The 21,516-nt window shown below is 37.2% G+C and carries 20 protein-coding genes, 1 pseudogene and 2 other annotated features; of the genes and pseudogenes, 5 read left to right on the top strand and 16 right to left on the bottom strand.

Annotation, left to right across the window (positions count from 1 at the left end; all coding sequences use genetic code 11):
- Positions 1 to 114: 114 nt before the first annotated feature.
- Genes RCJ96_RS08555 through RCJ96_RS08565 form a run of 3 tightly spaced genes read left to right on the top strand, consistent with a single transcriptional unit; the run spans position 115 to position 5,538 of the window.
- On the top strand, positions 115 to 2,034 hold the full coding sequence (locus RCJ96_RS08555) for a putative thiazole-containing bacteriocin maturation protein (RefSeq protein ID WP_416504202.1): 1,920 nt from the start codon (positions 115 to 117) through the stop codon (positions 2,032 to 2,034).
- Entirely contained in the window at positions 2,031 to 3,980 is a 1,950-nt protein-coding gene (locus RCJ96_RS08560) for a TOMM precursor leader peptide-binding protein (RefSeq protein WP_416504203.1), read from the top strand. Before RCJ96_RS08555 ends, RCJ96_RS08560 begins: the two co-directional genes overlap by 4 nt.
- A 16-nt stretch (positions 3,981 to 3,996) precedes the next feature.
- The gene (locus RCJ96_RS08565; protein WP_416504204.1) at positions 3,997 to 5,538 is read left to right on the top strand and encodes a SagB family peptide dehydrogenase; all 1,542 of its coding nucleotides are present in this window, start codon (positions 3,997 to 3,999) and stop codon (positions 5,536 to 5,538) included.
- 30 nt (positions 5,539 to 5,568) lie between these two features.
- Here RCJ96_RS08565 and RCJ96_RS08570 read toward each other — a convergent pair whose 3' ends face one another.
- From RCJ96_RS08570 to RCJ96_RS08580, 3 genes are all read right to left on the bottom strand, one after another.
- A complete protein-coding gene (locus RCJ96_RS08570) occupies positions 5,569 to 5,979 on the bottom strand; it encodes a DUF3908 family protein (protein ID WP_416504205.1) in 411 nt (136 codons plus the stop codon).
- Between the two features lie 144 nt (positions 5,980 to 6,123).
- Complete coding sequence (locus RCJ96_RS08575; protein WP_416504206.1) at positions 6,124 to 6,615, bottom strand: GNAT family N-acetyltransferase; 492 nt, start codon at positions 6,613 to 6,615, stop codon at positions 6,124 to 6,126.
- A 102-nt stretch (positions 6,616 to 6,717) separates the two neighbouring features.
- Positions 6,718 to 8,052 carry an FAD-dependent oxidoreductase gene (locus RCJ96_RS08580; protein ID WP_416504207.1) on the bottom strand — a complete coding sequence of 445 codons (1,335 nt, stop codon included), beginning with the start codon at positions 8,050 to 8,052 and terminating at the stop codon, positions 6,718 to 6,720.
- A 197-nt stretch (positions 8,053 to 8,249) separates the two neighbouring features.
- Here RCJ96_RS08580 and RCJ96_RS08585 point away from each other — a divergent pair, with 197 nt between their 5' ends.
- Positions 8,250 to 8,681 carry a hypothetical protein gene (locus RCJ96_RS08585; RefSeq protein ID WP_000332405.1) on the top strand — a complete coding sequence of 144 codons (432 nt, stop codon included), beginning with the start codon at positions 8,250 to 8,252 and terminating at the stop codon, positions 8,679 to 8,681.
- Between the two features lie 42 nt (positions 8,682 to 8,723).
- Here RCJ96_RS08585 and RCJ96_RS08590 read toward each other — a convergent pair.
- Positions 8,724 to 8,950 (bottom strand): annotated as a pseudogene (locus RCJ96_RS08590) (YARHG domain-containing protein); the annotation flags it as partial.
- A gap of 76 nt (positions 8,951 to 9,026) precedes the next feature.
- Positions 9,027 to 9,812 carry a zinc ribbon domain-containing protein gene (locus tag RCJ96_RS08595; RefSeq protein WP_416504208.1) on the bottom strand — a complete coding sequence of 262 codons (786 nt, stop codon included), beginning with the start codon at positions 9,810 to 9,812 and terminating at the stop codon, positions 9,027 to 9,029.
- A 197-nt stretch (positions 9,813 to 10,009) separates the two neighbouring features.
- Here RCJ96_RS08595 and RCJ96_RS08600 point away from each other — a divergent pair, with 197 nt between their 5' ends.
- Positions 10,010 to 10,843 (top strand): hypothetical protein, encoded by an 834-nt coding sequence (locus tag RCJ96_RS08600; RefSeq protein ID WP_446699757.1) that lies wholly within the window; start codon positions 10,010 to 10,012, stop codon positions 10,841 to 10,843.
- Positions 10,844 to 10,877: 34 nt separating this feature from the next.
- On the opposite strand, the gene RCJ96_RS08605 is transcribed toward RCJ96_RS08600, so the two are convergent.
- The 11 genes from RCJ96_RS08605 to trpE form a co-directional block, all read right to left on the bottom strand.
- A complete protein-coding gene (locus RCJ96_RS08605) occupies positions 10,878 to 11,603 on the bottom strand; it encodes a DUF5694 domain-containing protein (RefSeq protein ID WP_416504210.1) in 726 nt (241 codons plus the stop codon).
- Positions 11,604 to 11,721: 118 nt separating this feature from the next.
- Complete coding sequence (locus RCJ96_RS08610) at positions 11,722 to 12,405, bottom strand: DUF2278 family protein (RefSeq protein ID WP_416504211.1); 684 nt, start codon at positions 12,403 to 12,405, stop codon at positions 11,722 to 11,724.
- Positions 12,406 to 12,497: 92 nt separating this feature from the next.
- Positions 12,498 to 13,997 carry an L-lactate permease gene (locus tag RCJ96_RS08615; RefSeq protein ID WP_270795322.1) on the bottom strand — a complete coding sequence of 500 codons (1,500 nt, stop codon included), beginning with the start codon at positions 13,995 to 13,997 and terminating at the stop codon, positions 12,498 to 12,500.
- Positions 13,998 to 14,111: 114 nt separating this feature from the next.
- A complete protein-coding gene (locus RCJ96_RS08620; RefSeq protein WP_270795323.1) occupies positions 14,112 to 14,471 on the bottom strand; it encodes a DUF4029 domain-containing protein in 360 nt (119 codons plus the stop codon).
- A gap of 74 nt (positions 14,472 to 14,545) precedes the next feature.
- Positions 14,546 to 15,322: a tryptophan synthase subunit alpha gene (gene trpA, locus RCJ96_RS08625; RefSeq protein WP_416504212.1), complete on the bottom strand. Its 777-nt coding sequence runs from the start codon at positions 15,320 to 15,322 to the stop codon at positions 14,546 to 14,548.
- A 3-nt stretch (positions 15,323 to 15,325) separates the two neighbouring features.
- Complete coding sequence (gene trpB / locus RCJ96_RS08630; protein WP_416504213.1) at positions 15,326 to 16,519, bottom strand: tryptophan synthase subunit beta; 1,194 nt, start codon at positions 16,517 to 16,519, stop codon at positions 15,326 to 15,328.
- The gene (trpF, locus tag RCJ96_RS08635; RefSeq protein WP_270795326.1) at positions 16,516 to 17,130 is read right to left on the bottom strand and encodes an N-(5'phosphoribosyl)anthranilate isomerase; all 615 of its coding nucleotides are present in this window, start codon (positions 17,128 to 17,130) and stop codon (positions 16,516 to 16,518) included. Before trpF ends, trpB begins: the two co-directional genes overlap by 4 nt.
- Complete coding sequence (gene trpC / locus RCJ96_RS08640) at positions 17,127 to 17,888, bottom strand: indole-3-glycerol phosphate synthase TrpC (RefSeq protein ID WP_416504214.1); 762 nt, start codon at positions 17,886 to 17,888, stop codon at positions 17,127 to 17,129. Before trpC ends, trpF begins: the two co-directional genes overlap by 4 nt.
- A 1-nt stretch (position 17,889) precedes the next feature.
- Positions 17,890 to 18,915 carry an anthranilate phosphoribosyltransferase gene (gene trpD, locus RCJ96_RS08645; RefSeq protein WP_270795328.1) on the bottom strand — a complete coding sequence of 342 codons (1,026 nt, stop codon included), beginning with the start codon at positions 18,913 to 18,915 and terminating at the stop codon, positions 17,890 to 17,892.
- Positions 18,912 to 19,499 carry an aminodeoxychorismate/anthranilate synthase component II gene (locus tag RCJ96_RS08650; protein ID WP_000636343.1) on the bottom strand — a complete coding sequence of 196 codons (588 nt, stop codon included), beginning with the start codon at positions 19,497 to 19,499 and terminating at the stop codon, positions 18,912 to 18,914. The genes trpD and RCJ96_RS08650 overlap by 4 nt, the downstream gene beginning before the upstream one ends.
- Positions 19,496 to 20,914 (bottom strand): anthranilate synthase component I, encoded by a 1,419-nt coding sequence (gene trpE, locus RCJ96_RS08655; protein WP_416504215.1) that lies wholly within the window; start codon positions 20,912 to 20,914, stop codon positions 19,496 to 19,498. Before trpE ends, RCJ96_RS08650 begins: the two co-directional genes overlap by 4 nt.
- 52 nt (positions 20,915 to 20,966) lie before the next feature.
- Positions 20,967 to 21,211: a binding site (T-box leader), on the bottom strand.
- Between the two features lie 42 nt (positions 21,212 to 21,253).
- Positions 21,254 to 21,491: a binding site (T-box leader), on the bottom strand.
- Positions 21,492 to 21,516 lie beyond the last annotated feature (25 nt).

Genomic DNA, 21,516 nt, shown 5'->3' on the forward strand with positions numbered 1-21,516 from the left:
ATCTATTACAGGCTGTAGAATATATCATTCTACAGCTTTTTTTATTGCATTCATACGGGACAAATCGCATGACATAAGGTAATAATGTATGCCTAAAACGTAAGGAGGATTAAAATGAGTAACCTTCCAGCACATGCAAAACTAAAAGCAAATAAAGATACTTTCTTCCTCCCCGACTCAAACGGGGGTGTCTATTTTCGAAATAACGCCAGTTCATTTCGTATGGACGGTGACGGAATTTATAACTGGATTGAAAAATTAATGCCAATGTTTAACGGTAATTATTCTTTAGCAGAAATAACGGATGGTCTCCCTCTCCCCTATCAAAATCGTGTATTTGAAATTGGAGAGATTTTATATACAAATGGGTTTGTCCGTGATGTAAGTCAAGATGCACCTCATGAATTAAACAGTGCATTACTTGATAGATATGCTTCGCAAATTGAATTTCTAGAAGCAGATTCTCATTCAGGCGCTTTAAAATTCGAAACGTACCGCAATGCAAATGTACTTATAATCGGCTCTGGAGATATGCTTACTTCCTTAGTTTCTTCTTTATTAGAATCCGGATTACCTACCTTTCATTACCTTGTGACAGATTATGAAGAAACGAATTACGACCGTATTCACGAGCTAGTAGAACTTGCGCATGAAGTAGATGATGCTGTACTTGTTCAAGAAATAGATACAACAATTGATCGTCCCCTGCATGAAGTGTTCGAGCCTTTTGACTGGATTTTATACGTTTCGCAAAATGGAGATATCGAAGGACTAAGAGCAGTTCATGCGATTTGCAAGGAAATAGGAAAGAACTTCATACCTGCTGTCTGTTTATCAACAGTTGGTTTAGCTGGTCCTGTCGTAACAACTAATCATGAAGAATGCTGGGAATCCGCATGGCATCGGCTACATGAAACGACTTTACAAAATGAAAATTCATCAGCCTCCTTCTCTCCTATTACATCTGCAATGCTAGCAAATATAATCGTTTTTGAATTATTTAAGCACGTTGCTAATGATTCTTACCGAGAAAAAGAACCTCAATTCTTTTTATTAAATTATGAAACACTCGAAGGAACATGGCATCCCTTTATAAAACATCCTCTCGCAACTGATGAAAGTTTTACAATTGATACGATAGAAAATCTTTCTGAACAACTTGAGCATCGGTCTATCCAGCATACTTCAACTGATTTATTCCGTTTTTTCAATTCATTAACTTCTAAAGAAGCTGGTATATTCCACGTATGGGATGAAGAAGATTTATATCAATTACCATTATCACAATGCAATATTCAAGTAGCTACACCTCTATCAGATGGCCCAGCTTCCCTCCTGCCTCTTATGACTTGCGCTGGTTTGACTCATAACGAAGCGCGCCGAGAAGCTGGTTTAACAGGAATTGAAACCTATGTAGCAGAAATTATACACCGCCTTATCCCTGAACATAACGATATTGGTATTGGCGCTGGAGAAACGATGACAGAGGGTGTATACCGGGCATTACAACAACATTTAAATCACAAACTGTATGAACGACAATCACATATGCTAGAAGAAATTACGACGGTGGACTTAACCGAAATTCATGATAAACATTGTAGATATTATTACGATGCCCTCGCTACAATTCATGAAACACCTAAAATCGCAATGGGTGAAGAGATTCTCAGCTTCCCAGTCGTTTGGGTCGGTATAAATGATCGATGGTATGGTGCATCTAATATTAATATGACATTAGCCTTACGAAACGCACTACAACTATCGCTTCTTCATAGTCAAAATGAAGAGACTCCTTACAGAACTAATATCTTGCCTGAATCATCTATTATTTTATATGATACGGATTCTTTTAGAGTGGAAATACAAGCGGAAAAAGAAATTCCAGGTGTGCAATCATTACAGCTTGCCTTGCAACATTTAGAAGAACATCATTTTTATCCATTCGTGTTTGATTTAGCGATTGAATCATTTTTGAAAGAAAACTTAGATGGTGTGTACGGGGTATTAATTGCAAAGGAGGACGGTCTATGACTCAAAATATATTGCTTATAGGAGATAGCCTTCTTGCAGACTATGTACATGATCAATTATGCAAACAATATTCCATCATTCGCCAACATACAATTGCAGATGAACTCCCTGAAAATATCGAACTCGCTCTCGTATTACACGACGGCTCTCCTTCTACTATTCACCATGACGCTGAGCTAATTTTCCGTTCAAATCATATTCCGTGGCTACGTGGTTTTACTTCATTTGGTGAAGGTATTATCGGTCCTTATATTCATCCTCTTGCAGCAGGATGTACTCATTGTGCCGATGGACGACGCTTTATCGCTGGATTTGATCAAAAAGAGATGTGGGAGCTACAACGAAAATATGCGGTAAAAGAAGAAAACGTAACAAGGCGTGATGTACGTGCCACCCAAAATGGCATTCTGCAAATGTGCCATCTGATTTGCGCAGAAACAGAGAAAATATTAACTCATAATCATCCTTCTTTAGAAAATGAACTCATTTTACTAAACTTACAAACACTGCAATGTACGCGGCATTCTTTTCTTCCAGATCCGCTCTGCCCTGTATGTAGTAATTTACCTGATGACACAGCAGATGCAGCATTGATTTCATTACAACCGAGCTTAAAAACAAATGATGCAACATATCGCTGTCGTTCCATTCATGAACTAAACACATTTTTAACGAAGGACTATTTAGATTACCGAGTCGGTATGTTGAACGGAAAAATGCAGCATTCTTTATTACCATTTGCTGACGTTATTATAAACATGCCATTAATGTTTGGAAATGAAGGGGTTGCAGGCCGAACTCTTTCATTTGCAATAAGTGAAGCAACTGCTATTTTAGAAGGTTTAGAACGTTATTGTGGTATGTCACCTCGAGGGAAAAAGACAAATGTGCATGGTAGTTTTCATGATTTAGAGGATCATGCACTAAATCCCCTTACGCTCGGTGTACATACAAATGAACACTATAATCGTGATGGTTTTCCATTTAAACCGTTTGACCCTGACTATGAACAAAACTGGGTATGGGGATATTCCTTGTCACAAAACCGTCCAATTTTAGTTCCTGAATCAATCGCTTATTATAGTCTCGGTCATCGAGATGCTTACGTATATGAAACATCAAATGGCTGTGCCATTGGTGGTAGTTTAGAAGAAGCAATTTTTCACGGCATTTTAGAAATTGTAGAGCGTGACGCCTTTTTGCTCACTTGGTACGCTGAATTACCTCTTCCCCGCCTTGATCTTAGTTCAGCACATGATACAGAATTACAACTAATGATTCAGCGGCTGTACACGATTACTGGTTATGAATTGCATGCTTTTAACGCAACGATGGAACACGGCATCCCGAGCTTATGGGTAATTGCAAAAAATACGCGTGAAAATGGAATGAATGTCGTTTGTGCTGGAGGCTCTCATTTGGACCCAGTCCGCGCTTTAAAGAGTGCCATTCACGAAATAGCAGGCATGTTACTTATAACAGACGATGAACTCGAACAAAAAAGAGAGCACTACGAAAATTGCTTACAAGACCCTTATCTCGTAAATAAAATGGAAGACCATAGTATGCTGTATGGATTGAAAGAAGCAGAAGAACGTCTTCACTTCCTTTTACGTGACGATGCACCAGTGCAATCGTTCCAAGAAATGAATACATTACAATCAGTTAATCTAGATTTAACATCCGATCTTTATCAACTTTTAAACCGCCTGCAGCAATCTGGACTTGACGTAATCGTTGTAAATCAAACAGTACCTCTTATAGAAAAAAACGGATTACATTGTGTAAAAGTCATTATTCCAGGCATGCTACCGATGACGTTCGGTCACCATCTCACTCGACTTACAGGGCTAGATCGAGTGTATACCGTACCGATGACACTTGGATATACAGACGAACCTTTAACGACTGAACAATTAAATCCACATCCGCACCCGTTTCCATAGTAAAGGAGGGGATTTCATGCAACTAGATACTTTTTTACATCATCTCCATTTCTCTATCGATGAAATTATGCCAAATCATGAAATAGACTGGGAAGATGCACCGCTTCCTTATAAATTATATCGAAACTTACCTATTATCCCTCTCTCTTTAGAAATCCCATTATCTTTACCTAACTCTTCTACTACACCTACTTTGAAAGAGATTGGTCATTATCTTTGGTGTTCATTTGGTTTAACCCAGTTATGTCAGCTAAATAGCGAGAAAATTTTATTTCGAAGATCTATCCCTTCCGGCGGCGCTTTGTATCCAAATGAATTATATATATATTTAAAAATTGACGATTATCCAGACGGCATTTACCATTACGACGCCGCGCATCACCGACTTATCTTACTTCGCGAAGGAAATTTCGATTCTTACCTTACAGAAGCACTCGGCAATCGTTGTAACATACAATCTTGTTTTGGCGCTGCATTCGTATCCACTATGTTTTGGAAAAACTACTTTAAATACAATAACTTTTCGTATCGGCTTCAAGGGTTAGATAGCGGTGTTCTCATCGGCCAATTACTGGAATGTGCCAAACAATTTGGTTACACAAATGGTGTGTATTTTCAGTTTCTAGACCGTGCAATCAATCATTTACTCGGACTGTCAGAAGGAGAAGAAAGCGTGTATGCTGTCGTTCCTTTCAGTACAGAACCGCAATCTAATTGGTTTCACAATGATTACCGTGAACATAAAACAATTACTTCTCATGAGCTATTACAACAAATTCCGCCTTTAGCACATGAACATTTCGTTCGCTCAAAGCATGTAAATGAGTATCCGATGATAACAAAAATAAATGAAGCTTCTATGATCGAATCGACAGCACAGTTCCAAACACTAGCTCATGAAGAGCACTATCAACATCATGCGCACGCTGTACAGCTGCCAAAAGTAGAGCGTTTATCTTATGATTTCTTACAACTTTGCAGAAAACGGTATTCCCCTGATGCTGACTTTATTTTAACGAAATGGGATGCGGCCGAGCTCGCTACTTTACTACAAGAAGCGAGTCTCTCCTTCCCTTATTCCAACGACCTTGATGGTAAGTATGTAAATGAAAATGCGCGCGTCTCATTATATGGGTGTTTCTATAACGTAAAAGATATAAAAAACAGTGCTTACGCTTATAACAGTAAAACTCATTCCATCCAGCCAATTCGGTACGGAGACCTTCGTTATCCCCTTCAATCTAGTATGACGATGGATAACATAAACCTTTTTCAAGTACCACTTTGCTTACATGTAGTCGGAAAGAAAGATTACTATACAAATGCATTAGGCTATAGAGGGTACCGTATTCATCAAATGGAAGCAGGTATGCTCGTTCACAAACTCGTTTTTGCAGCGACCGCAATGGGGATGGGCGGGCATCCTTTACTTAGTTTTGATACAAATTCATGTGATCAGTTATACGGGCTAGATGCTGGAAATGAAACGTCACTTATTCAAGTTCCTGTTGGAGCTTATCGAGCGCGGAATTGGTTAAAAGGGGATTTGCGTATTTAGAAGCACGCCGGCTATCGGCGTGCTTTTTTACTAGATTAATTTAAAGATACTTTTAATTTGTCTCGCAAATAACCAGTTTTTCGTACCGTAGTTATCATTTAAACTATCTAAATTGATAGATTGTCCGTTAGCAAACTTTAATTCTAGCGTTGTATTTTTATCGTTTGTTTTTAAGTTACTATTTGTAATAGCATCATACTTTAATTTTTCAATCTCAACATATTCGTCTTTTTCTTGTCCGATCACGACATGGTCTTGGAAGAAGAACAATACTTCTACTTTCTTACCGAAACAAAATACATTTTTCGTATAAATTAATGTCGCATTATCAAGTCCAATGCATACTTCTTTCATCTCTTCAACAACGTTTCCAAAGTCTTCTTCATGTCTTGCGTTTGATTCAGCAATCCATTCTTCGATTGTTTTCATGTTAATTGCCATACTGTGCCCCCTGGTTCGTTCATTGCTTTGTTTAAAAACTAAATACTATATGACAATATAAGCGATACGTACTATGTTTTCAAGGGTGAACGGTATATTCAAAATAAAGTTAAATTTCAAAGTAATATACTAGGAGCACCAATCTCATTGTATTTTAAACGTTTGCACGAGGCATTCTTCATCGTCGATTAACTGTATTTTCTCATCAAATTCGATGTTTAGCTCCCTATATACTTTCTTCCAAAAAGAAACGGCTGGTACATTTTTCACAAGTTCGATAACGAAATATTGCCCTCGTTTCTCTTTTAGTACATTCTTAATAACTTGTTTACCGATTCCTTTTCCCTTGTATTGATTCAATATGAAAATGTCATGAATACTAAAGTCATTTTCCTTCTTTAAGAATGGACGTTCCAGTAGCAATAAAAATCCTACAATATCATTATCACCTTTAATAAAATACGGAGTAATTCCATCATTTCCCCAAAACATATGTAAATCTTCGTATTCAAAAAATCCATTTGCCCCAATCGTTATATTCGGAGTGAATGTAGAGAGGTCATGAAGATATAGTGCGTACAAATTACGTAATATTTCTTTTTCTGATTCTTGAACTGCTTGAAGTGTTATAAACATTTTTAATGATCCCCCTTCCCTATATGTAACTATTTCCCAACCCTCTTCATTCGACAAAAATGATGATTACCCTTTAACGAAAAAAATAGCACTTAAAAAGTGCTATTCTGCTCGTCTTGCCGCTTGCTGAATTGGATCCCAAACGCTGTTATATGGTGGTGCATAACTTAAGTCCACATCTTCTAAATCGTGAATGCTCATTTTATTGAAGAGTGCCATTGCGATCACATCAATCCGTTTATCTACACCTTCTTCTCCAATTACTTGTCCACCTAATAATTGTTTCGTGTCAGAACGGTATAGTAATTTCAAGTAAAGTGGTTTCGCATTTGGATAATAGCCCGCCATATTTGTGGAATCTACTTTGACTGTTTTATACGGGATATGTAATCCTTTTGCTTCCTTTTCATTTAAGCCTGTTCTTGCGAGCGTCAAATTCATAAATTTAATAATGCCTGTACCCAACGTTCCTTTAAAAGCTCTTCGTTTATTCAGCATATTCAGTCCAGCAAGTCGCCCTTGTTTATTTGCAGTTGTTCCAATTGGAATATGATCATGAATTTCTTTTATAACGTGATAATGTGTCGCACAATCACCAGCTGCATATACGTCTTGCACATTCGTTTGCATATATGCATTTACCTCGATTGCCCCTTTATGATTTGTACGTATATTCGTTCCTTCAAGAAAATCAGTATTCGGCTTCACTCCGACAGATACTAGAACAAGATCCGTTTTATACGTACCTTTATCCGTTTCAACTGCTTCTACTCGTTCATTCCCTTTAAACGCTTTTACATTTTCATTCGTTAAAATTTCAATATGATGTTTATCTGCTTCTTTATGTATATACTCCGCCATATCCGCATCATAAATCGTACCAATATGATCATTTCGCTCAATCATTCTTACTTTTTTACCAAGTTCAACGAATGTTTCTGCCATCTCAAGCCCAATTGCACCGCCGCCAATAATAGTTACATCTTCAACTTTATTCGTTTCTAGCGTTTTTAATATGCGCTCAGCATCTGGGATTGTTTTTAAAAGATGAACGCCTTGTAAATCTCGCCCTTCCCATTCTGGCATAACAGGACGTACTCCGGTCGCAATTAATAAACGGTCATACGAAAATTCAAAGACATCTTTCGTCTTCGTATGCTCTGCGTATACCATTTTCTTTTCCGTATCTACTTTCGTTACTTCATGTCGTACTTTCGCATCAATTCCGTATTTCTCACGAAACGTCTTTACATTACGCGCGATTAACTTTTCCGTTGAAGCGATAGCACCACTAATGACATATGGTAACCCACACTGCGCGTACGAATAAATTTCACCTTTTTCTAACGTCACAACATTTGCATTTTCATCGTTTCTAACAATTTGCATCGCTGCACTCATACCAGCTGCATCTCCGCCAATAATGACATAGTTCACTTTACCACTCCTTCTTTTTTACATACTCTTTACGTTTTCCATATTTTATAGAAATAACACCTACTTCTATTGTAAAGAAAGAGAATTTCATCTTCAAATTTAGTGCACAAACCTATGCCTAAATAGGTAACTGTCGTGCCTTATAAACAACATGTTTAATATGCTATAACAGTTACTATTGAAAGTAGGTGAAATATATGTGCGCCGGCCTTCTCGCCCAGCTTCCAGATGAACCGCAAGAACCAAAAGAACCGAAACCCGCCGTCTCACTTGACCAAGAATTTTCCATTAATGCAACAATATATAGCGCTCGTGCTTGGTTATCTAACGATGATACATTTGCGCAAGATATTTGGAAAGCTACCCAATTCGCTTCAGCATCACATGCTGGCAAGTCCATCTTTCCAGTCGGTTCTGTTAAAATTATAAACTTCTCTGATGATACAATTACTGTTATTGCTTCACCAGAATCAGATCATGCGCTCAAAATAGTCGTACCACCCCATTCCGAGGCAGCCCTAACGTCTGGTCCTTTATCACATATACAGGCTAGTACATCAGGAGGATCCAGTAAAGTCACATTTCTCTTTCACATCTTTTTCTCAAGGGATCCTGGTTCAGATAAATAACGATAAAAAGGTACAGTTATGCACTGTACCTTTTTATCGTGTTTATTCTCTTGATTTAATGAGTTCAACATTATAAGATTCAATATCCGTTAGCTTTCCTGTATAATACTTGTTTTCTCTATACCAAGACTGCTTTGAAAAATATGTCCATGCCTTGCGTATATTTCGTTTCTCTCTATTTTCAATTGTTCTTTCGATAAGTATGTTAAGTCCCCACTCGTTAATTTTCGGATATCACTATCAAGAAAGATGAAGCCATTATATACATACTGAGGTTTTGACAAAATTGAACACCGTCTGCAAAATGAATGCCACACTTTGTACATACATTCATCCACCTTTTCGTTAGAAGCCAGTGAATCCCTGTGTAAAGGTTTGAATTATCGTGCTAATGTAAGACCACAGTACAATGAATGTTGCAATTCCAATTAAAACATTTGCGATAAGAAGTGTATAAATAAGGTCTAATCCGCCGTTATCTAGCTTTACTATAGCGACAATTATACTAATTGACATATACGTTGTAGCCAGCCCTAATAAGATTGGTAAGAAAAAGATTAATAAAAAGCTAAACAGAAAAGAAAGAACTAATATAGCAATAGCTGGCGTCGCTATCGTTCCCCACACACCGAATACTTCAAGAAATGAAAATGAAGATTTCATCATCTTTCCACTTACAAAAATAATAAATCCGACAAATAAAGTTAAAATTAGTAAAAATAAAAAGACCGTTACAGAGTCCCAAAAGAAATTAGGAGTCGTTATATCTGGTGCAAATGTTCTCGTAACAGCAGCTGCTGTGCTCATCATTCTATAAAAAATACATGCTCCTAAAAAACAAATAAGAACAAGACTTACAATTCCATTTCGTACTTCAACCTTGCCGCTTTTCATAATCGCTGTTGGTGCTTTGAAAGCATGTTTAAAAAACTGAAAATACCCACTCGCAAATCGCTTCGCTTTCTCTACCGTTTCATTCGGACGAGTTTCCTTCGCTTGTGCTACGCGTACTTGTTGCTCACCTTCTTCCTGTGAACTACTCGCTACTGCCCCCTCCGTTAACGAATGTCCACAATTCCCGCAAAACTTTGCCTCTGCTGTATTTTCCGTATGACATGCCGGACATTTCATTCTCTCATCCCTCCTTAAGGCATATACCATATAGGGTGTTACAAATTCAATATATGAATTAGGACATAAAACATGACTACTAGAAAAAGATTATGCAATCCTTCGTTCAAAAGAAAATATATGTGCTAGCATTCTTGAAAAATAATGCTATTATGAAACAGAGCAAATAACATTTTTAACAGATCGGATGAAAAACAATGGAATTTGTAAACTCAATTTTTCAAATACTCCTTACAAGCATAATCCAATTATTTTCTTTAATTGGCATTATCATTGTAATTGGATTTCTATTAGGCTATTTAGAATCTCTCACACGAATGTATTGGTCGAGAGCTTTCGGCAGAAAAGGATTCCTTTTAACAGCGTGGATTGGTGTCCCTATTCACGAACTCGGACATGCCATTATGTGTGTATTATTCCGTCATAAAATTGTAGCAACGCAGTTTTTCCCAACAGATACAAGTCAAGGTGCTTTAGGTTACGTACAACATCAATACAATCAAAAAAGTGTATATCAACGAATTGGGAACTTCTTTATCGGCATCGGGCCTATTATTTCTGGTATTACGGCATTAATCCTTTTAATGCGCTATTTCGTACCAGATTCATATTTCTTATTTAATACAACTCTCGAAAAAACAATCGCTACTACTTCTATTAATGTAGAAATGGTGCAAAACATGCTCTTGTCGACGTTCGTATTATTAAAGAGCTTATTTACAATAAGTAATGTATTGAATCCTTCCTTTTGGCTATTTTTATTTATCGCCATTTGTATTTCTGCACATATCGCTTTAAGTAAACCAGACATTAAAGGATCAATAGACGGTGTCATCGTCATGTTTATCGTGTTATTTTTATTCAATATTATAGCGGGACTTTTTCAGTATGATAGCAACCAGCTTATTGGAAAAGTGATGAAGTATAATATGTACCTCATTGCGTTTTCTAGCGTAGCACTACTGTTCTCTTGTATTTCTACACTTGTTAGTTTTGGGTTTTATAAAATAAGAGGAGGGCGTTCTATTTAAATAAAAGGGTATCCAATTACAACTGGATACCCTTTTATTTAAATGCATGTTCTTCATACAGATATTTATCTGCTAATACGACCTCACAATTCTCTCCTTCTTCAAGGAATCTAGCAACAATCGAACAATGTGACACACCAACTATAAATAAAATACGCTCCTCAGTTGATTCAATTAAACGAACAATATTTGAATACATAATTAAATTTCTTTTATACCACCATGTTAACCATTCCATCCCAACATATTGACCGAAATCACCAATGCGTGCCATATTCACATATAACTTATGTAGTTGATTAAATACTTCTTGATTATTCATTTCTTGGTAAAAATCAAGAACACTTTTAGTATCCGCTAAATTTATTTCTGGTACCAAACTAAATATTTCTTCAAATAAATCTGGTTGATTTTCTTTCACCCATTTATGTACATCCCAAACATCAGTAACTTCATTTCCACCCATCCAATCAATTGCATATACCTGTTTATGCTTTAAGTTTGCTGCCATTCTAAAACCAATTTGATCTATTTCATTTAATGCTAATTCGTATGCACCTATCTTGTACTCTTTAAAATCCTCATTTAATTTATCCTGCTTATCTGTAATACTTTCAACTGCAATTTTTGTTGGCTGGAATTTCTGTATGATAGAAACAAGCTCTCTAATTTCGGCTTGCCTCTTTTCCGATAATAATTCTTCATGCTCACTCATATGACACGATCCCAGTATTAGAACTTTCGGTTTATTTCCTTTCATTTCCACCCTCTTTTTTTCTGACTATTCAATTATATCAAGGTGGACAAAATTGTAAATAATTGTATCACACAAAAAAAGACCATCTATAACTTGCAATGGCCTTTTCCTGTATAATAAACTATCTCTTACTTGTATAATCACAATGCTCAACCGGAACACGAGCATGTCCCTCTTCATCGGTACACCATGACTGCGATTGGAAGGCAAGAAAAATACCGACCCATTCTTCTTCCTTTTCAAATTGAATGAGTATTCCTCCGTCTTGCCATATGCCATTATCACCTTTCCATTTCTCTACATTTCCTTGATTCATGTGAATATCGTGTATCCCGTTTCCTGGTTCGAAATGAAAGTAAGAATCGGGTGTATTTTCTTCGGGTCCCCATCTTTCACCAAACGCATAAATAATTGCTTTTTCTTCTATTGCTCGTTTTATATAACGTTCTATTTTTTCATTTAAATCATTATCCACTCCTGCTTTTTCAGCAGGTAAAGGAATCATTTGTTTTGAGTCAAATAGATTTCCTCTTACATAATCTAAAGCTACTTTCGGTTCATTGTTTTTTATTTCTGTAAAACCAAATGGTAATGTCGGTAAAATATGAATCGCCTCTGACCGAATATCGTTACTCGCAAAATATAAAACTTCTGACGGATAACTTTGCGACTTTACGTTAATCGCAATGCGATAATCTACTTCTGCTTCATCTTGTAAATGAACTTGATAATGAGGAGTTTTCCCTTTTCCGATCTTAGATTGTATAACGGTACCTTTTAACACACCATAATTTTTTAAGGGCATACATTTCATCTCCTATCCATTTAGTAGAAGCTTTTCATAATTTAAAGCATTATCCAGTAACAAAAAAAATCCTCCTAAATATAGGAGAATTTTTAATTTCTCAACATATACCAGAAAATAACTTCCACTACTATAAGTAATACCGCACCAAAAATCATTAACGTCGTCTTCTTTAATAGTTCATTTTCACGATACGGGATGTTACATAAATACGCACCTAGTGTAATCCGTGATGGGCAAGCAATTGTCGCTACTGACGATGCGGTGTTTTGCAGTGTTGTGACGTATTGCCAAGGGAGTGCTACGTTTTGCGCGGTTTGCATTTGTAGTTTTATAAACATCGCATTTGATCCTGCGTTACTACCTGTTAAAAAGCCACCGATCCCACCGATAAACGGAGCAACGAAAACGAAAAATGTTCCAAATGAGTCACCAGCTGTTTTTGCTAGTAATGAATGCATGCCAGATGCGCCCATTAGTTCTGAAATAGCAATAAACATTGTCGTTGTAATAGCGAACGGGATCCATTGTTTTATCGTTTGTGAGAGTGATTGTTTCATAATATGAGATGGAATGCGGAAGAAAATAATAGTAAATAAACAAGTCATACCGAGCCAAAAACCTGGTGAATACAGCATTTCTAATTTGTAAGAGTATGATTTTAAATCAAGGACTGCATATGATCTGAACAAGTCATGTAATGCAGGAACGAGGCGAGAAAGTAAAATACAAACTGTTAGAAATATATAAGGGCTAATAATTTTTATAATAGATACTTCTCTTTCCGTTGCCGCAGCATGTTCTGTTATTAGATTTTGTTCGTTTTTTCCCTTTAATTTAATGATAAGAAAGCCAAATGTAATTGTAACGATAGAACTTAATATACCTGCGAGTTCAACACTTACGTATGCGTTAGAAAGATAGATTCCGAGAGAAAATAATAGAAAGAAGCCGAATCCTTCCTTCCACTTTTCAATAACCGCCTGCCAGCCACCAACAACATGTAAAGAAAGAATGACGAAATAAGCGAACATCGGGATACTTAATAGCGCTGTATTTGTACCGAGTGTTGTAAGCGGCATATCGATGAGCTGGGAACCGATAATCGTACCAGTTGCCATTGCGCCCCATGAACTAGCTAGTAAGCCGATAAAAGAGAGCAGTACAGCTTGAAACGGTTTATAACCTAATGAAAGAAAAATAGGTGCTGCAACCATAAAGCCAATTCCAAATCCACTTACTGATTCAATTAGTGGGCAAATGCCAAAACACATAAGAAGCATTTGTAATAAACGATCGTGCGTCACTTCTTCTAAAAAACGTGCTACTTGATCGATGTACCCCATTTTGTTCATGAGGTGAAATAAAAAAATACCGAAAAATAAAACGTACCCGACAATAAAACAAATTAACCATCCTTTAATCGTTGCGTGCACAGTTTCACTTATCCCTAATTGAAACGTTGGCGAGAGTAAAACGATTCCAACACATACCGCATAAGAAATTAACGAGGATCTTAATGACGTTTGTTTAAATAAAAATAAACAAATGAAAATCATCATAATTGGGATAAGTGCCAACAATATGGCCATGTTATCATCTCATTTCGTTTAAAATACAATTTTTAACTATTATATAACAGATGTCATAATTTTCAATTGTTTTTACAACAGTTTCAAAAAAGAGCCGTTTGGCTCTTTTTTGGATCACTCCCATTTTCTATTATCCTGAAAAACTGTCTGCTGCCTAATTATTTTGTCTAACACAACAAACACAATATAAGCACATATGACTTGCAATACAACATTCCCAAATTTCATGAATTCAAATGAATGGATCCATCGGAATAATTCATTTAACAATACAATCGAAACGATACTAAATAATTCTATACTAATCGAAAATATACATATTTCTAAAATAGATTGCTCTTGAATGCGATTTAAGTTGGAAAAGATGAATACATATCCTAAAAATAAAGCCATCAACTCTATTTTCGTCATGCTAATGAGCCAAGCGTATAGTGGTACAGTTAAGAGAAGATATAGTAGTTTACGTCTTAGCATGCTTTCTCACCCTCTAAATTATATGTATTTTCTGTATATTTTAACATTTATTATAGAAAACAAAAAGAAGAGACTTATGCCTCTTCTTTTTGTTTTGTTGCCTGTATGAATTCACATATTTCTTCTCGTTTTTCATTTTCTAACAGTTCAATAATTTTACTTCCAACGACAACCCCGTCACATATTGTAATCATTTCTTCTACATGTTCCTTCGTTGAAATACCGAACCCTGCCACTACCGGTAAATGCGTATGTGATTTTACTTTTTCTAAGTAACTATGAATCTCCTCTTTAAAATTTTGACGTACGCCTGTTACGCCCGCTACTGTAACGGCGTAGACGAACCCTTCTGATTCACTCGTAATTTTTTTGATTCGCTCAATTGGGCTCGTAACAGTAACAAGTGGAATGAGCGCAATGTTTGCCTCTCGAAGTAACGGAGCAATAATGTCTTGTTCTTCATACGGTAAATCCGGAACGATAATACCGTCTACCCCTGCTTCCATACAGTTCTCGATAAATCGTTCTTTCCCGAATGCAAGTACTGGATTTAAATATGTCATAAGTACAAACGGAATTTGTACTTCTTTCCTTACCTCTATTAATGCTTGAAAAATGCCTTTTACTGTTACACCGCTATCTAGTGCTCGTTTCCCTGCTCTTTGAATTGTTGGGCCATCTGCAACTGGATCTGAAAACGGGATACCAATTTCAACGATGCTTGCTCCTGCTTCATCAAGAAAACGAATTCTTTCTTTTAATTTTTCAAGGCCACCATCTCCGCCCATTACGTACGGAATAAATGCTTTCTTGCCATTTTCAAATGCTGCTTTCATTTTTTCTACTCCCATTGTTTACACCTCTTCCATATAACGTTTTATACTCTCTACATCTTTATCACCGCGGCCAGATAAACAAATGACCAGCCCTTTGTCTTGCTTCATTTGCGGCGCTAATTTTAAAGCGTACGCGACAGCATGCGAGCTTTCTAACGCCGGGATAATTCCTTCTTTTTTCGTTAATAATTGAAATGCTTCTAACGCTTCATCATCTGTAATGGAATGATACGAAACGCGGCCAATATCTTTTAGTAAACTATGTTCTGGCCCAACACCAGGGTAATCAAGTCCCGCCGAAATAGAGTGAGCTTCTTGAATTTGTCCTTCTTCATTTTGCAGAAGATACATCATCGATCCGTGGAGAACGCCAACGCTTCCTTTCGTTAAAGTAGCTGCATGCTTTTCTGTATGAACTCCTTTTCCAGCTGCTTCTACGCCGTAAAGAGCAACTTCTTCATCGTGTACGAACGGATAAAACATACCCATCGCATTACTACCACCACCAATACAAGCAACGACTGCTTCTGGTAACTTTCCTTCTAATGCTTCATATTGTTTTTTTGTTTCTTTCCCAATTACACTTTGGAAATCACGAACAATTTGCGGGAATGGATGTGGTCCGAGAACAGATCCCATAATGTAGTGCGTATCATGCACATGTGAAACCCAGTAGCGAAGCGCCTCGTTTACCGCATCTTTTAATGTACCGCTACCTGCTGCTACACTTTCTACTTTCGCTCCGAGTAATTCCATTCGGAACACATTTAATTTTTGACGTCTTACATCTTCTTCTCCCATAAAAATGACACATTCTAAACCGAGTAGAGCACATACAGTAGCTGTTGCAACTCCGTGTTGTCCAGCCCCTGTTTCAGCGACAACTTTTTTCTTGCCCATTCGCACCGCAAGAAGTGCCTGACCAATTGTATTGTTAATTTTATGAGCTCCTGTATGGTTCAAATCTTCACGTTTTAAATAAATCTTTGCACCTCTGCAATACTCCGTCATATTCTCAGCGAAATAAAGCGGCGTTTCTCTTCCGACATACGTTTTTAAATAATGATTTAATTCCTTTTGAAATGCTTCATCTTGCATCGCTTCTTTATATGCTTCTTCTAGTTCTAATACAGATTGCATTAACGTTTCTGGAACGTATCGTCCTCCGTATATACCGTAGTGACCTTTTTCATCTGGATATGCGTAGTTCATTTAGAACACTCCTTCGCTTTTATAATAAATTGTTTTATTTTCTCTACATCTTTCTTTCCTTCTGTCTCTACTCCGCTGCTCACATCGACCATATATGGCCGAACAGTTCGAATTGCTTCTTCTATATTAAGAGTGTTTAATCCACCAGCTAATATCGTTTTCTCTCGTAATTCTTTTGGCATATGCGCAAGTAACTCCCAAGAAAATGTCTTTCCATTTCCCCCATGAAACTTTTCCTTCGGGCTATCAAATAATATATAGTCCGTTTCATACCCTTGAGCGTTTTTCATATCCCTCTCTGAAGTTACTCCGAGCGACTTTATAGACGGAATATTCAATCTTCTAATTTGATGATTATCTTCATCCCCATGTAGTTGCACATGCGTTAACCCGCATTCATCTGCAATTTTCTGGATTACTTCTACTGATTCATTTACGAAAACACCGATTTTTAACACGTTGGCTGGAAGTTCCTGAATGATTTCTTTCGCTAGCCCTGGAGTAATTTTCCGCTTACTTTCTGCAAAAACAAATCCGAGTGCATCAGCTCCGTATTCGCAAGCACGTTTTGCTGTTTCCATATCAGTGATCCCGCAAATTTTCACTTTCATATGTTCACCTTACAATCTTCAAAAAAGGTATGAATAGAAGACGATGTCATAAGCGCTTCTCCAACTAGTACACCTTTTGCCCCAGCTCGTTTAACGCGGATCATGTCTTCTTTTGAATGAACCCCGCTCTCACTAATCCAAAGTAATTTTTCCTCATTTAATCGTTTTCCAAGCTTTTCTGTTTGACTTAAATCGACTTCGAATGTTTTTAAATTACGGTTGTTAATACCGATAACGTGCGGATTTAATTGAATTGCAATTTCTAATTCCTGTTCATCATGAACTTCAACAATCGCTTCTAATCCTTTTCCTAGTACGTAGCTATACAACTCTTTTAATTTCTCTTTCGTTAACGCCGCTACGATTAGTAAAATAATATCTGCACCAGCTTCATACGCTCTATCAATTTGAATCTTATCGATTATGAAATCTTTACATAAAAGCGGAAGGCTACTTTCTTCTCTTGCCGTTTGTAAATCATAAAATGATCCTTTAAAAAATTGACCGTCTGTTAAAATAGAAACTGCACCAGCGCCACATTCTTCATATGTCTTCACTTGTTTTCGTACATCAACATGTAAATTAATATCTCCTTTTGATGGTGATGCTCGCTTTACTTCTGCAATGACAGTAAATTGCTCTAGAGCCTTTACAAGTGAGCGCGTTTTTCTTTTTTCTTTTACTGGTGTATATGTTTCATATAATGCCGCAACTTCCTTTTTCTTTTGATCTACAATTTTGTCTAAAATCGTCCCCACTTTAATTCACCCTTTCTAATTTTTCGTTACTTGCTGCAATTAATAAGTTTAGTTTCACTAATGCTTTTCCAGAGTCAATGCTATGCGCTGCGAGTGTTATTCCTTCTTCAATCGTCTTTGCTTTTCCATTTGCGAAAAGAGCAAGCCCTGCATTGAATAAAACAGTATCACGGTAAACACTCTTTTCTCCGCTTAATACTCCGAGCGTAATCTTTGCATTTTCTTTCGAATTCCCTCCTCTAATCTCTTCGTTTTTCACTATTGAGAATCCATATTTCTCAGGTTCAATACTCGTTTCTACTATTTCATTATCTTTTAAAATGACAACATGATTTTCTCCTTGCAATGATGCTTCATCTAAAAACCCACTTCCGTTTACGACAAGTGCTTGTTTTCTTCCTAGTTTCTGTAGTACTTGCGCAACTGGTAGTAACATATCTCGTTTATAAATGCCGACAAATTGTGTTTCTAAATTCACCGGATTCGTTAACGGTCCAATTAAGTTAAAGATCGTCGGAACGTTTAATTCTTTTCTTATTTTCATAATGCGCTTTAATGCTGGATGCATCGCTGGTGCGAATAAAAATGCGATTCCGACATGCTCTAATAAATAATCAATTTCGTTTGGCGTACTACTAATATTTACACCGAGTTCTTCTAATAAATCTGCACTTCCTGTTTTACTAGAAACAGCACGATTACCATGTTTTGCAACCTTTACGTCAGCTCCTGCCAGTACAAATGCTGATGTTGTGCTAATATTAAACGTTTGGGCACCGTCACCACCTGTCCCGCAATTGTCCATCGCGCCTTGTATATGATTCGAAAACGGTAATGCCTTTTCGCGAAGAGCTCGAACGAGACCGTATATTTCTTCTGCCGTTTCACCTTTCGCTTTCAGTAAGACTAAGAAAGCTGCAATTTCACTTTCCAATATGTTTTCATTTAATAAAAGAAGCCCCGCTTTATACATTTCCTCTTCTGTTAAATGTTGTCCCTCCACCAATTTACGAAGATAGTTATTCATACTCTTTCCTCCTCTTTCACTTCGCCTAAAAAGGCACGTATTAACTTTCCGCCTTCTTCTGTCGCGATTGATTCCGGATGAAACTGTAATCCGAAGAGCGGATAATAATTGTGACGAACTGCCATTATTTCTCCATCGTCCATCGCTGTCGCTAATATGTCAAAACACTGTGGCAAGCTCGTTTGTGCTGCAACAAGAGAATGGTAGCGCATCGCTGTTAGCGGCTGCGTCACATATGAAAAGATTGACGTTCCGTTATGTTTCACACGCGATGTTTTTCCGTGTTTAATGCGCTCTGCTCTTACAATCTCTCCTCCAAACGCTGATATAATTGCTTGATGACCAAGGCAAATACCTAATATGGGAACATTCTTATAAAAATGATGAATCACTTCAATACAAATGCCAGCATCCTCTGGTTTTCCTGGTCCTGGTGAAAGCACAATTCCTTTCGGCTTCATTTCTTCTAATTGTTCTATCGTTATTTGATCATTTCTTACGACAACAATCTCTTCTTCGTATTCGCCTAATAGTTGATACAAGTTATATGTGAATGAATCATAATTATCGATCAGTACAATCATTTCATTACCTCCAATAGCGCTCTCGCTTTATTTAATGTTTCTTCATATTCAGCTACTGGATCTGAATCGTAAACGATACCCGCTCCTGCCTGAACGTATGCTTTTTCATCCTTTACAACCATTGTTCGAATGGCGAGCGCCATATCAAGATTCCCTGAAAAACTAACGTATCCAACTGCACCGGCGTACACATTTCTTTTTTCATTCTCTAGCTCATTTATAATTTCCATCGCTCTAATTTTCGGAGCACCTGATACCGTCCCCGCTGGTAAGCAATACGCTAATGCATCAAATCCGCCCATTCGTTTTCGCAATGTTCCGTAAACTTCAGATACAATGTGCATAACATGAGAATATTTTTCTACTTTCATATATTTATCTATCGTAACTGAGCCGATTTCACTCACCCTACCAATATCATTTCGCCCAAGATCTACAAGCATCATATGCTCCGCTCGCTCTTTCTCATTTTCTAACAGCTCTTTTTCAATTTCCGTATCTTCCTCCTTCGTTTTCCCTCTCGGCCTCGTACCAGCAATTGGATTTGTCATCACTTTATCCTCTCTTACTGATAACAAACTTTCTGGCGAAGAACCGAGTACAACATAATCTTGAAAATCGATATAGAACATATATGGTGATGGATTGGCAATTCGAAGTTTTCGATATAACGCGAATGGATCACCAACACATTCACTTTGCAAACGCTGAGATAATACAACTTGAAATATGTCCCCGGCCCCGATGTGTTCTTTCGCAGTTTCTACCATCACGCAAAATTCTCTTTCCGTTATAGAAGAAGTGAATGATAATGTTGATCTTATTTCAGTTACTTCCGCTTCTTCTCCCTGTAGCACTTCCTCTTTGTATATTTGCAACCTTTCATATACTTCTTCGTAATCTGCTGAATCATCTTCCCTGCATACATATACAAACGACAACTTTTGGCGTAAATGATCGTAAACGATAAACTCACGATATAGTAAAAGGTGTACTTCTGGAATATTCAATGGATCATGTAAATCTGCTCCAATGTTTTCATATTGCCGAATGACGTCATAGCCAATATAACCAACTGCTCCACCGCAAAATGGAAATGGACTATCTACTTGAGCTGACGCGATCACTTCTTCTAACACTTGAAGTACGTTACTTTGCAACTTTTCTGACCTGCCGTAAATGGTTCGTTCCACTTCCGTACCAACGCTTTTCACTTCTCCATAAGGATTACATCCTAAGTAAGAATAACGCCCTTTATCTTGATGAAGCTGTGAACTTTCTAATAAAAATTTCTTCTTCCCTTTCATACGTCTATATAAAGAAATTGGCGTAATGCTATCTCCTTCTTCTTCAATAATTACTAAAAATATTTTTCTTTGTTCTTTCTGTTTTATAAATTCCTCTTTTGTCATCATGCCTTTCACCTCATCCTGAAAAATAAAAAAGTCCTCTACATATCGAAAATATGTAGAGGACGATAAATTTACCGTGGTACCACCTCATGTTGGACGCAAAAGCATCCCGCTTTATTCAGGTACAAAATATATACCTTATCCTTGTAACGGCGGAACCCGGGTTGCCTACTGAAAATAATTGTTCAGCATACCTCTCGTAAGCCCATTCCGTATATAGCACCGCACCGGGCTCCCACCTATTCCCGGCTCTCTGTAACGTCTCCAATATACGTACTCTTCTTACTTAAACGATTTCTTCTATTTAATTTTTTATACACAAAAAGGGAGTACTCATCCTATAGAAAGGACGGGTACTCCCGTGGTGCCACCTTAATTCGTTACGAACGTAACGCACTTTACCGTATCAAAAACAATACGTGTCTCTTGTATCGATGAGATCGTGTCGCCAAAGCCTACTTCTTTCGTTTCGGTTTGGAAGCTCCGAAGCCCATTCCACATCAATTCCATACTGATTCGCACCAACCATCAGCTCTCTGACATGTTCATCATGTGTACTCTTCTTCATCAACGCTTGCATTTTTTTAAGTTGCACTCATTATAGA

This window comes from Bacillus sp. BSL6 (genome assembly GCF_052928345.1).